The 12,519-nt window shown below is 56.8% G+C and carries 14 protein-coding genes; 5 read left to right on the top strand and 9 right to left on the bottom strand.

Translation table 11 applies throughout. The features are described from left to right. Positions 1–2: 2 nt before the first annotated feature. Entirely contained in the window at positions 3–488 is a 486-nt protein-coding gene (locus PU634_RS00255; RefSeq protein ID WP_306762088.1) for a DUF2271 domain-containing protein, read from the bottom strand. A 12-nt stretch (positions 489–500) separates the two neighbouring features. Continuing rightward, complete coding sequence (locus tag PU634_RS00250) at positions 501–1,121, bottom strand: PepSY-associated TM helix domain-containing protein (protein ID WP_306762087.1); 621 nt, start codon at positions 1,119–1,121, stop codon at positions 501–503. Between the two features lie 432 nt (positions 1,122–1,553). Between PU634_RS00250 and PU634_RS00245 the strand changes: the two genes are divergently transcribed. After that, entirely contained in the window at positions 1,554–2,441 is an 888-nt protein-coding gene (locus PU634_RS00245) for a putative metalloprotease CJM1_0395 family protein (protein WP_306762086.1), read from the top strand. Positions 2,442–2,443: 2 nt separating this feature from the next. Here the strand turns inward: PU634_RS00245 and PU634_RS00240 are convergent, their stop codons facing one another. Then, positions 2,444–3,865 carry an aminotransferase-like domain-containing protein gene (locus PU634_RS00240; RefSeq protein ID WP_306762085.1) on the bottom strand — a complete coding sequence of 474 codons (1,422 nt, stop codon included), beginning with the start codon at positions 3,863–3,865 and terminating at the stop codon, positions 2,444–2,446. 125 nt (positions 3,866–3,990) lie between these two features. Between PU634_RS00240 and PU634_RS00235 the strand changes: the two genes are divergently transcribed. The 4 genes from PU634_RS00235 (at position 3,991) to PU634_RS00220 (ending at position 7,238) form a co-directional block, all read left to right on the top strand. After that, the gene (locus tag PU634_RS00235; protein ID WP_306762084.1) at positions 3,991–4,878 is read left to right on the top strand and encodes a DMT family transporter; all 888 of its coding nucleotides are present in this window, start codon (positions 3,991–3,993) and stop codon (positions 4,876–4,878) included. A 49-nt stretch (positions 4,879–4,927) separates the two neighbouring features. Next, positions 4,928–5,428: a M48 family metallopeptidase gene (locus tag PU634_RS00230; protein ID WP_306762083.1), complete on the top strand. Its 501-nt coding sequence runs from the start codon at positions 4,928–4,930 to the stop codon at positions 5,426–5,428. Between the two features lie 144 nt (positions 5,429–5,572). After that, positions 5,573–6,187, top strand: coding sequence for a c-type cytochrome (locus tag PU634_RS00225; RefSeq protein WP_306762082.1), 615 nt, complete (start codon positions 5,573–5,575; stop codon positions 6,185–6,187). Position 6,188: 1 nt separating this feature from the next. Continuing rightward, positions 6,189–7,238, top strand: a complete 1,050-nt coding sequence (locus PU634_RS00220) for a c-type cytochrome (protein ID WP_306762081.1) — start codon at positions 6,189–6,191, stop codon at positions 7,236–7,238. A 56-nt stretch (positions 7,239–7,294) separates the two neighbouring features. On the opposite strand, the gene PU634_RS00215 is transcribed toward PU634_RS00220, so the two are convergent. From PU634_RS00215 to PU634_RS00190, 6 genes are all read right to left on the bottom strand, one after another. Next, positions 7,295–8,281: a transporter gene (locus PU634_RS00215; RefSeq protein WP_306762080.1), complete on the bottom strand. Its 987-nt coding sequence runs from the start codon at positions 8,279–8,281 to the stop codon at positions 7,295–7,297. 2 nt (positions 8,282–8,283) lie between these two features. Next, positions 8,284–9,522, bottom strand: a complete 1,239-nt coding sequence (locus PU634_RS00210; protein ID WP_306762079.1) for a VpsR-related response regulator — start codon at positions 9,520–9,522, stop codon at positions 8,284–8,286. Positions 9,523–9,850: 328 nt separating this feature from the next. Beyond that, the gene (locus tag PU634_RS00205; protein ID WP_306762078.1) at positions 9,851–10,294 is read right to left on the bottom strand and encodes a hypothetical protein; all 444 of its coding nucleotides are present in this window, start codon (positions 10,292–10,294) and stop codon (positions 9,851–9,853) included. Between the two features lie 23 nt (positions 10,295–10,317). Next, a complete protein-coding gene (locus PU634_RS00200) occupies positions 10,318–10,995 on the bottom strand; it encodes a C39 family peptidase (RefSeq protein WP_306762077.1) in 678 nt (225 codons plus the stop codon). A gap of 2 nt (positions 10,996–10,997) precedes the next feature. After that, positions 10,998–11,312: a hypothetical protein gene (locus tag PU634_RS00195; RefSeq protein ID WP_306762076.1), complete on the bottom strand. Its 315-nt coding sequence runs from the start codon at positions 11,310–11,312 to the stop codon at positions 10,998–11,000. 46 nt (positions 11,313–11,358) lie between these two features. Continuing rightward, entirely contained in the window at positions 11,359–12,186 is an 828-nt protein-coding gene (locus PU634_RS00190; protein ID WP_306762075.1) for a hypothetical protein, read from the bottom strand. Between the last annotated feature and the right edge of the window lie 333 nt (positions 12,187–12,519).

Below are 12,519 nucleotides of genomic sequence, written 5' to 3'. Positions count from 1 at the left end.
CGTTAATGTGCTCCTGTGCTGATAATGACGTCGCCCAGCTCTTCCGTGGGCTTGAGATGATAACGGGCGGGCTCGCCGCCGAGTTCGATAACCTGGTGCACCAGGCTGCGGCTGCCGTGTTCCCGGGCCGCTTCCACATGGATGCGGTATTGACCCGCGGCCACCGGCTTGCCGGCCTGATCGGTGCCATCCCAGCTCAGCCGGTATTGCCCCGGCTTGCGGGTGGCGGAGGTGACCGCGTCCAGCTCGCCCTTGTCATAGCGACCGGCCTTGCGCCACCAGCGGCGCATGTCTTTCAGCCAGTCGTCTTCCTTGCGCCACACCGCCAGGGTTTTCACCGTTTTTTGCTGGGCATTTTCCACCCAGACCGCCACATAGGGCCGGTAGTGACTGCCACCGCTGCCTTCGGGCAGGGAGATCTCGATGTTCACCGGTTGCGCCATGGCCGGGGCGGCGCACAGCATCAGAGCCAGCAGGGGCTTTTTCATGAAAGTCTCCGCTTAGTAAAGGATCAGCAGGTAAAGGCCGGCCATCAGCAAGGTGCCCAGGCCGGTGGCGGCCAGCAGGCGACCACGCTTGCGCCGCATGGGCAGCACCAGCCAGAAGCCGGTCAGGGTGAACAGCAGCATGACGACGGCGGACATATCGATAAACCAGCCCCACACGGCACCGGCATAACGGCCCATGTGCAGGTCGTTGAGCACCGCCATCCAGCCGTACTGGCGGCGGATGAGCAGGACGGTGCCCTCGTCGGGGATTACTTCCGCCAGGCTGTAACCGCCGGGCCGCTTGATGTCGATAAACAGCACGCCCTCGTCGGCGGACCAGTCGAAACGCACCTCGCCGCCGGCCAGTTGCTGATCGGCTTTCAGCCACTGCCACACCTGGCCCGCCGCCAGCATGGGATCCTGTTGCCACAGCGCCGTGCCGGCGAGCAGCCCGGGCAATTCCAGCTCGGCCTCATGCTCGGGCTCGGCCTCGGGCAACCACTGACGGTTGTTTAGGGTCAGCCCGGTGGCGGTAAAGAACAGCATGATCAGCAACATCAGCATGGAACTGTAGGTATGAACCGGGCGCACCCAGCGAGGGGCCTGGGCAAAGCGGGTGGACGAGCCAGCCATAGAAACGTCATGCTCCGTGCTAAGGTCAGATTCAAAAAACGCGGGAATGTTGTTGCCAATGAGAATCATTGTCAACCCTGTTTTCAACAAGGTGTTGCGATGCAGCCTCGTCGTCGTCGGCGTCAACACCGAAGAGGATGCAAATGTAAATCATAAAAGGCTGATTTTTATGGATAAAAAATAAAACCGTTCGCCTGATCCAGGGCCAGTCGCCCGCCGTTCCATGCCGCGGAACAAGCCGTTTCATTTTTCAAAATGGGTCTGTCGCAACCCGTGACCTGTAAATGCAGCACGCCTGGCGCCGAAGGGGACAAACTTTTTCCCGCGCGCCTTTCCTCGCCCGCCATTATGGTGAATAATTGAACGACCCAATCGAACCCACTGCACGGCGCGCCTGTCGCCCGGCCAGCTCATTGATATTCGGGAATGCCCATGAACATCGATAACCGGCTCAATGATCCGCTTTTTGCCCCCGCTCCGCTCACCGGCGCCCAGACCCGGCAGGACAACGAGCAGCGCGAACGGGTCGGCCCCGCCGAACCGGCCGATGCCTTTGCCGGCCACGACCAACGCCGGGAGCGCGATCGGGCCGAGGTGACGCTGTATGATGTGCGTGGCCAGAAAACCGGTGACCAGGCCGGCCCGCAACAGACCGAAGGGCAAAAAACCGACGACGGCGAGCAAGCGGTCGGCGAGGAGCAGCAGAGCGAGCGCACCGAACAGCCGGACGCCGAGGCCGCCTCCCGCCCCGCCAAGCCTTCCGGCGAGCCCATGAGCGAGCAGGAAGTGGCCGAGCTGCAGGATCTCAAGCTGCGGGATCAGGAGGTACGCACTCACGAGCAGCAACACGCCGCCGTGGGCGGTCAGCACACTGGCGCGCCCAATTACGAATACGAGACCGGCCCCGACGGCAAGCAATATGCGGTGGAAGGTCATGTACAGGTGGACATGTCGCCGGTGGCCGGTGACCCCCAAGCCACCATAGAGAAAATGCAGCAGGTCAAGGCCGCCGCTCTGGCACCGGCGCAACCGTCCCAGGCCGACAAAAGCGCCGCCGCCCAGGCCGACCGGCTGATGGCCGAGGCTCAGGCCGAGTTGCAACAGCAACACGGCACCGGCAGCCAGCAGCCGGCCACCCGTGCCGAGAGCAACAGTCAGACAGCAGCCAGCGGCGGCGCCACCACTGCCTCCGGCAGCACCGAACCAGCTTCGCCCGCGCCGAATGAGCACACCCCCATGCAGCAACGCAACGACATCATTGCCGGCGTATACGGCCGCGCCGCCGAGGGACAGGCCCGGGCATTGCTCGGCCTGGCCTGAACTCAGTCGCTCACCTCAGCCATCAGTTGCTCCAGCCGGGGCCAGAGTGCATCGGGACAGTGGCTCATGTTGATGCGCATGTAGCCGTCGGCGTCGGGCTGGTGACTGAAATAGCGCCCCGGCGCCAGCAACATGCCCTCCTCCGCCGCCCGCAGGCTGAGCCGGGAGGCACTCAGGCCAGAAGGCAGCCTTAACCAGCCAAAAAAGCCCCCCGCCGGCCGGTGCATCACCTCAAACCCCAGCGATTCAAAGCGCGCCAGGGTGGGCTCCCGCACCTCATCCAGCCGACGCCGCAGCTGCTCCACGTGGCGGCGATAGCGCCCGCCGGTGAGCAAACGGTACATGATGGTTTCGGTGGAAGGTGGCGTGGACATGCCGGTGATCAGCTTGATGTCGGTCAGTTCGGCGATCAGCGCCGGGCTGGCCACCAGAAACCCCACCCGTAAATCCGCCGACAGGGTTTTCGACAGGCTGCCCAGATACACCAGCCGGTCGAACCCGGCCAGGCTGGCGTAACGCAGGCTGTGCTGCACGTCGAAGTCGGCGTAGATATCGTCTTCCAGCAGCCAGCAGCGGCGCTCCGCCAGCAGGCTGAGCACCCGGTGTGCCCGGCTCCGGCTGACGCTGGCGCCCAGCGGGTTGCTCAGCACCGAGTTGGTGAGGTAAAGCACCGGCCTGTGCTGCTCCAGCGCCAGCCGCAGCGCCGCCAGCTCCGGCCCTTCCTCATCCCGGGGCAGTGCCACCGGCACGGCGCCGTGCAGCCGGATCAACGCCTGAAAATTGTAAAAGCCGGGGTCGTCCACCAGCACCCGGTCGCCCGGCCGCACCAGCGCCCGCATCACCAGATCCAGCCCGTGGGAGGCGCTGCTGGTCATCAGGATCTGAGCCGGATCGGCAGGAATGTCGAGCCGCTCCAGGCGCAATCCCAGCTGCCGGCGCAACGCCGGATGCCCCTGGGCACTGCCGTATTCGGTGAGCGGCGCGGGCTGGCGGGCCAGTTCCCGCAGCGCCGAGCGAATGTCACCATCGCCCAGCCAGTCGGCGGGCAAACAACCGCTGCCGGGCTTGAGGGAAAAACGCTCGGTGTCCATCACCCGGCGCAACAAAATCACCTCCTGGGCCATGGCGCTGGCGGAAGCATCCACCTCCAGCGCCAGCCGGCGGGTTTGGGTGCTGCGCGCCACATACACACCGCTGCCCTGCCGGCTGACCACCAGGCCCGCGGCGGCGAGGCGCTCGTAGGCATCGGCCACGGTAAAGCGGCTGACCCCCAGCCGTTCGGCCAGCAGGCGAATGGAAGGCAGCCGCTCGCCGGGTTTCCAGCGCCCTTCGGCCACTGCCTGGGTGGCATGGCGCACCAGTTGCTCAACAAAGGGCTCACTGCTGGCCTTGTCAAAGGCCCAGTCGGCGGTGGAAATTGTCATGGCCATGTTACCTGTACACTTGGGTCAATACCGGACAAAGTGTCCTGATTGTCCGGTAGTAAAGCGATTATGATGCCCAAACACAAGCGCTCCGTTGTTCCACCCTTGTTATCAGGATATTGATCATGAACCAGGCTTCCGCACTGTCTTCCCCGGCCCCCCGCCCGCTGCAAGGCATGGCCTGGGGCGTGCTGGCCGTGATGCTGTTTTCTGCCGGCCTGCCCGCAACCCGGATTTCGGTGGAAGCGGGCATGTCGGGCCTGTTCACCGGCGCCGGCCGTGCCGCCCTGGGCGCGGTATTCGCCACCCTGCTGTTACTGGTTACACGCCAGCGCCTGCCCGCATGGCACCAGTGGCCCCGGCTGGGCGTGGTGGCACTGGGGGTGGTGTTTGGCTACCCGTTGCTGTCGTCGGTGGCGCTGGAAACGGTATCGGCCACCCACAGCGTGCTGGTGACCGCCCTGCTGCCGCTGTGCACCGCCCTGTTCGGCGCCTTTTTGCATCACCACCGCCCCCGCGCCGGATTCTGGCTGTGCGCCGTGGCCGGCACCGCCCTGGTGTTGTTCTACGCCGGCCAGCAGGCCGAGGGGCACTGGCAACTGGCGGATCTGTGGTTGTTGCTGTCCTGCGTGCTGTGCGGCCTGGGCTACGCTGAAGGGGCGCGGCTGGCCAAGGAACTGGGCAGCTGGCAGGTGATCTGCTGGGCCCTGGTGCTGTCGCTGCCGCTGCTGCTGCCCATTGTCTGGGCCAGCTGGCCGGCCACCCGGGTGGCACTGCCGGGCTGGCTGAGCATGCTGTATCTGAGCTCGGTCAGCATGTTTATCGGCTTTTTCTTCTGGTATCGGGGGCTGGCCATGGGCGGGGTGACCCTGGTGAGCCAGACCCAGCTGTTGCAGCCCTTTGGCGCCCTCTGGCTGGCGGCCTTGTTGCTGGGTGAGCCCGTCTCGGCCCAGGCCGTCTGGATTTGCCTCGGCGTGGTGGCCTGCGTGGCCCTGGGCCGGCGCTACGCCTGATCAGCGCTTCACTCTATAATGGGCTCATGACCCCCTGCGGAGAGCCCCGTTGAGTACTCCCAATTATCTGGCCGGCTACCCGGCCACCCTGCAGCAACAGGCCGCCGAGCTGCTCGCCAGTGGCCGGCTGGGCCTGTATCTGGAACGCAAATACCCCGCCACCCATGCGGTGCAAAACGACCGGGCCCTGTACGATTTTGTCAGCGAACTGAAAAGCCGCTATCTGAAAAAGGCGGCGCCACTCAGCCAGGTGCGCTACGACAGCAAACTCAACGTGGTGAAACAGGCGCTGGGCCTGCACACCTACCAGGCACACCTGCAGGGCAGCAGGATCAAGACCCGCAACAACATTACCGTGGCCGCGCTGTTTCGCGAAGGGCCGCCGGAATTTCTGCGCATGATAGTGGTGCACGAGCTGGCCCACTTTCGGGAAAAGGAGCACAACAAGGCCTTTTATCAGCTGTGCTGCCACATGGAGCCCGACTATCACCAGCTGGAGCTGGATACCCGGCTGTGGCTGCTGTGGCGGGAACGGGCCGGCTCGCGTTGAGCCCCCCATCTTCCGGCGTCTGCTTTTTGTTTTAAAACCATAAAGAACCTGCTGTTTATGTGGAAAATACGTATACTCGCTCCGCGTTGCGGGTTCTAGAATTGGCCCTGAGTAACACCTACCTTGAAACCAGGGATAATAACAATGACCAGAACCATACTACTGGGAGCCTTGCTGGGAGCCAGTGCCGTTCCTGTGATGGCAGAAATGCCAGCGCAGGCCGCCACCTGTGTCAGTTGTCACCAGGCCTCGGGCCTGGGCATGGCCAACGTGGCGCCATCCATTGCCGGCATGCCGGCGCCCTACCTGGCGGCACAGCTGCGCCATTTTCAGCAGGGCGAACGCGATAACGCCATCATGAAACCCATGGCCATGATGCTGGACGACGCCGGCATTGAAGCAGTAAGCCAGTGGTTCGCCGGCCTCCCGGTCCCCCTGCCCGAAAACCCGGCCTTTCGGGGAGAGAAGCCGGCCCCGCATACCATGACAACCGGTGAAAGACTGGCCTATCAGGGCGACTGGCAGCGTAATCTTCCCAGCTGCGTGGCCTGCCACGGTCCCGAAGGGGTTGGCGTGGGCGAGGTATTTCCGCGGCTGGCGGGCCAGCATGCCGACTACATAGAGAGCCAGCTCAGGGCCTGGCAAAGCGGCAGCCGCGCCGCCGATCCCCACGGCCTGATGGCGCCGGTGGCCAAAAAACTGACCGCGGAAGAAATCACCGCCGTTGCCAGCTACTTCGCCAGCCTGGGAGGCCAGTAACATGATCAGAATCTCTGCCATTATGCTGGGCCTGTCACTGGCCGGCATCACCGCGGCTCATGCCGTGGACACCGCCAAACTGGCCATTCAGGAAGAACTGCCGGTCGGCAGGGCCACCGGCGACTACCCCGCACCGCCGGGCTGGGACAAGCTGCCCGAAGGCGAGTTCGGCGAAAAAATCATTCGCGGTTACAACTATTTCGTGAATACCCAGGCACTGGCGCCGGAGTTTGTGGGCAATGGCCTGAACTGCGTGAACTGCCACATGGACGGCGGCAAAAAGGAAAACGCCGCACCGCTGTGGGCTGCTTACATGAGCTATCCGGCCTACCGCAAAAAGAACAACCGTATCAACAGCTATGAAGAGCGCATTCAGGGCTGCTTTCTGTATTCCATGAACGGGACCCCGCCGGAACACATGAGCCCGGTACTGGTGGATCTGTCTGCCTATGCCTACTGGCTGGCCCAAGGCACCCTCACCGGCGAGCAGTTCAATCCGGCCGAGATGGCCATTCCCGGCGATGAAGATCTGCTCAAGGGCGGCAAACGTGACGATTTTCCCTTTACTCAAGGCTATCTGAATGCCGGCGGCAGCGCCGACTTCAAGACTCCGGGCCGCGGCTATCCCAAGCTGCCCGAGCCGGAACAGGCCCCCGATATCGCTCGTGGCAAACAGGTGTATAAGCAGGAGTGTGCGGTGTGCCACGGTGCCAATGGAGAGGGCCAGAAGGTCAACAACCGTTACGTGTTTCCGCCGCTGTGGGGCCCGGACACCTACAACTGGGGCGCCGGCATGCAACGGGTGAATACCGCCGCCTACTTCATTCACCAGAACATGCCTCTGGGCCAGCCGGAAAAACTCACCGAGCAGCAGGCCTGGGACGTGGCCATGTTCCTCGACACCCACGAGCGCCCGCAGGATCCGCGCAACCACGGCTCACTGGAAGAAACCGTAGAGAAATTTCACGGCGGCTACAGCCAGTACGGCAAGGAAGTGAACGGCAGCGTGCTGGGCACCGCCAGCTACCCCAACCATCCGAACAAGCCGTAAATTACCCAGAACACAAAAGGGCCGCAATACGGCCCTTTTCAGAGAGGGTTATTTGTTTAAAAGGTGATTGGCAGACTGAAGTTTACCTGTACATCGGGCGCATCCTCTGTCAGGCCGGCCTGCAGGTTCATGTTAAGCGTCGTTTTTTCAGTCAAAATCAATGAAAAACCAACGCTCAGGCTGTCAAGCTGCAACATCTTGCTATTGGGGGCATTACGACCATTTATTTTAGACTTTAGTACGGTTCTATGGTTTATGCCCAAACTGTATGACAACCTGTTATTTACTGCAAAACCCATTCCCATCCCAAGAAAAATGCTATCACCCAGTTTGACCTTGTCACCGGTTTGATCATCTCCATTAAGATCTCTATCAGCTGTCGTTTCGAAATTATAGGTATACCCTGCCGTTCCGAAGAGAACAGCCGGATCTGTAGGATAAATCAATGTCATGCTCGGTTCTACAGACCAGCTACCACTACCAGTTGGGGGGCGTTTAAAATAACCTATACTATTCAACTCTTCATCAAAAGGAGAGCGTCCGGTATCAGACTTCAATCTAATCCCACCAATCCAAAAGGGTGCTGATTCAAGATTAAATTGATAACGAACGGCTGCTTCAACGTCGCCGAGCGCCCCTCCGTTAGAAGTAAAGGTTCTTGAGCCAGAGGTCGGTTCATTGGGATCTCTAAACCGATAGCTGTCATAACGATAAACCCATGGCACCCTGAGTTCAATATCTACTCTGTCTGTCAGACCATACCTGGCTCCTAACCCCCAAGTAAAGGTAGCCAAATCCTGATCTTCTGCCTGTATCAAACCAACAACAATAGCCGGCAGCACACTGTAACCAAGAATAGAAACTCGGGTTGATGAGTTCTGGGCATAGCTAAAAGAGGGTTCTACTTCAAGCTGCCCCTTGGGCGTCAATAAGCCGGTGGTATTCAGGGAGCTGGCAATGGCATCGACCACTTGCTTGTCCTGAGCATGGGCGACGCTGACGGTGGTTAACAGCAAGCCGGCGAAAAATATCCTTTTTTTCATCGTTATCTCCTGATTCCATATCTAGCAATTAAACGATGCAATGACGCTCTGGAAATACATAACAGCTCTGCCGCTTTACCAGTACTACCAGAAACCAGTTCGAGCACTCTTTCAATGGCAAGGGCATCCGCCTCCTCTCTGGCCCGGCGTAAACTGAAGTCGCTCTCCTTTACCCTTATCAGTTTAGCCATGCCCATCACTTCTGCCGAAAGATGCTCGGAGTGACAATGTTCAACCCCGGCTCTGACCCGCTCAATCAACTCATCGACATTACCTGGCCAATGATATCTTTCAATGGCTTCTTCCGCCTGAGAGGTAAAACCAGACATGAACTTACCCCTCTCCCTGCCTATTTTTTGAAGATAGTGCTTTGCAATAAGAAGTTTGTCTTTCCCCCTTTCCCTCAGTGGTGGTACCTTGATAAGGTTACTCTTTAGTGCAACGAGGAAGCCCGGATTCCACCTTGATTTATCATCAACTGCGTCAATGGGCTTGCCAAAGCCATAAATAACCAGGAAGTGTTCGGAATAACTTTGTGATGCAATAAGATGCTGCATGCTGTCCGATGCCTCATCGGCATTAAAAAGATACAGGCAGATACCATCGCTCGACTTGCAGTTCGGCGCATCGCACAGATCGGAAAGAAACTCGCTATTGCTGTCCTTTGCCGCATCCACACATATAAAGCAACACCCTTTGATGTCTGCCAGGCACCGGGCTATCAACTCCTTGCCCACCCCTCTCTCACCCACCAGCGTCAGACAATGACCCCGAAAGGACTGAAGGAAGATCAACACGTTCTGGAAATCTTCGTGGTTGCCAATCAGCCCCTGTTTTTCAAAGGTTAAGCTCAGGCTTCCTTTAATTCTCGACATGCCATACGCCCTGCCCAGGGTAATGGCCAGCATATTGTCTATCACCGGTGATGTGTGATAATCATAACAATAGGTGGCAACAAATAGCTGCCATTCTTCCTTCAGCAATTGATTTGGCGACAAGATGGCCACCCAGTAAACACCCTGGTGTCCGTCCATCCAGCGCTTGAGTTTTTGGCCTGGGGATTCAATTCCCCGGCAGTCCAGAATGGCCACCGAGGTTCCTGAGGAAGTCAGATAGGCACCGGCCGTGTCCAGGTTACTGTGCCTGATAATACTCCAGTCGGATCGCTGGCAATCCCATATACGCGTACCAGATCGCTCGGAAACGGGCTGCAGTATCAGAACCTCCCTGTCCAGAGCCATCTTGTACCTCCTTGTACACTCAAACCTGACAATGACTATGAATATAGGACAGTTTCCCGGCGTACAATTCAAGGCCTCACAAAAAACAGACAACCGGCTGATAGAAAAGATAAAAAAATTGATCAAGCCTGTTTGAAACCTACAGACAAGCCTGATTACAACCTGCTGCTTTCAGATGAAAGGTTTATTTTTAAGGCCATGAAAAGATACAAATGGAGCTTGATATGGCAACACGAAGGGAATGTTATATATAAGCGCATCCTCTAATAAAACACCCCGTTATAGCTGAAAAGTTATAACGGGGGATATTAAAATACAGGTATGATTTCTAGTATCCATGTACGCGGGCAGCATCCAGCATCCTTGTAACTCCCTGATTAAACCGATAGCTTTCTACCGAACGTGGCGTCACTACATTGATATCCAGCTTCACATCAATCCGATTGCCATTGGTCGAGTTCCTGATGATGTAGCCCAGCTGGCCATCACCTTCAAGCGCGTCCACCCTCATGCCACTTGGCAAACCCGTTACCGCGGGAAGCACCAGCCGATTATTATTGACATCGAAAACATTACTAAAAAACACCGTCTTGTTATTAACCAGAGCCTCCATCTTGAGACCTATTGAATAATTAATTCCTGGCAGCAGGAAGCCTCCTCTATACTCAGCAAGTTCATTTTCGGGCACAACAGCAACACCGTTAAAACTGTCATATTGAGGTCTGGAAAAGGCTATTACTGGCAGTAAAGCAAAAACCACTAGCCATTTCATGATATTCTCCTTGCTAAAAAGCCTTAATAGAGCTTATCTGCCGGCAGCATCAACTCCGTGAGGTGAGGCAACCGTTGACGTAACGCCATGCTGGTGGGAGCATTGGGTGCAGAGTGCTCCCAGTTTTCCTTTTTGTTGAAACCGGCACGAGCCAGCTCAACCTTGTCCTTGATAACAAGAAACACGCCATTGCTGCTCTTATCAAAACTTTCAGCATCGGTAATATGCAATCCAAGAGAAGGGTCACCGATTAAAACCTTGTCATTGGATATTCCCTTTATAACAACAAAGTGGTTATAACCATCATAATTAACCAACGCGATGGCCGGCAGGCCCAGGCTGGTGATATCCTCCCTTGTCATTCGGTAACCTTCGGATGAAAGCCCCCGACGGGAAAGAAAACGCTTCATGTCCAACATTGAAAAACCAAACTTCTCGATCTTCTCCTTATCGCCGAATCTGAACATATCTTCGAACACTTCCTCTTCAGAAACACTCATCGCATAATGATGAGAAAGCAGAGAGGCCAATGCCGCAGAGCCACAACTGAAGTCGTATTGCTGCTTCACCACCTCTCCAAACTTTATCTCTGCAAAGCTCTGAACAGGAACCCTTAATCTGGCACCTCCTGCCCCCGGAAGATTCAGTGCAAAACTGACCGCCGGAAACAGAGCCATTAATATTAGTATTTTTTTAGTCATAGTCACTTGGCCATAATCACGTTAACCGAAGCACTCATATTGGTGACATTTGAGTTGCCGCTGGTCAGATTGATTAGCATAATACCATTGGCACCCTGAAATGCTCCCGGTGAAATGTTATTACGCCCCGTGATACTATTGGTTACATCACCTGCAACCCCAGCCTGTACTGTAGTATTATCCTGCTCGTGGTTATCGAAAAACATGCCCCGACTGTCGCCAAGGGCGGCTGCATCCATTACGGAAAGTTTTTCGAAGTCAGTTTCAGCCAGAACAGGAAAGGTCAGTATTGCTGACAGCAGTATTATCCTTTTCATGGTTCCCTCCAGCAACCAGCCGGCTCCGAGGAGCCGGCATATCAGTTTAGAACTGCATACTAGAGTTAACATTCACGCTCTGGTTACCCAGGGCACTCTGACCAGAGATACCCTGCTGAACGTTAATACCGTAAGTCGGGCCGGTATTACCGATATTGTTATCACCAGACTTGATCATGGAAACAGAGTAAGCCTTGGACCAGGATGCGGAAGCCGCCTGCTGGTCAAGATTCTGGGCTGCCTTCAGCTTGGCCATACCGGCACCGGCACCCAAACCGGCACCGTAGCCGGCACCACCGGCGTCACCGCTGTCTACATCACTGCCACCGTCTTCACGACCACCATGGCGACGATGCTTGTTGCCAAGGCCTGGGGGGAAACGACCACTGGTATCACCACCGTTGGCTTCACTGGAGGCGGCTCCCAGACCGGCACCAAAGCCGACCCCGACGCCAAGTGCATCATTATCAGCCTTTTGCTTCATAAAGCCCAGGTTAGCAGCACCGGAGTCAGCATGAGACCCTGCGGCAGAAAACGATACAGTATCGCCAGTATGCCCACCCTGGAAGGTAAAGTTTTTCTGGTAATTCAGCTTGGTGTCCAGCTTAATTCTGACACTGTTGTCCCAGCCATTCAGAATATCCTTATTAATATTCTTGGTCAGTTTCTTATAATCCAGATCGATATCATATACTGCTGATCTGTCTACTGCCTGATTACCGTCATCATTGGTATTATCGGTACCGCCGCGGCAGCATTCCGAGCCGCCGCCACCGCCACCACCTCGCCAGTCTCTGTCACCAGCCGATGCACCGAATGAAATACCCAGTGCGGCAGCAATCATTACCGCCAATGTTTTGTTTTTAATAGACATGGTAAAATCCCTCTTTTGCTTTGTGTCTGCTTGTGTGTCTACCAACTCGCCACCGCATGTAATCAGAACGTTTCACATCGGGCGAATTCAGGGTTTTCTGGTTAACCCTGACATTAAGACTAGCGAAGAGTTTTTTAAGCGAAGTAGCAAAAGCGAGCGGATTAAAACCGAATGGAAATATAAAATAGAAATGATCAACAAAATAAAATAAAAATTATTAAAACTGCAACAAAAGCAACATTCGAGTCTATATTACCGCGCAACAAGGCGAAGATGAAAACCCCATTTGAAACTTGCCTGGGACATGAATATTACTCCTTTTATCAGCACAGT

The sequence above is a fragment of the Oceanimonas pelagia genome (assembly GCF_030849025.1).
In the GTDB taxonomy this organism is placed as follows: domain Bacteria; phylum Pseudomonadota; class Gammaproteobacteria; order Enterobacterales; family Aeromonadaceae; genus Oceanimonas; species Oceanimonas pelagia.
This window is presented reverse-complemented; position numbering and strand designations above follow the sequence as displayed.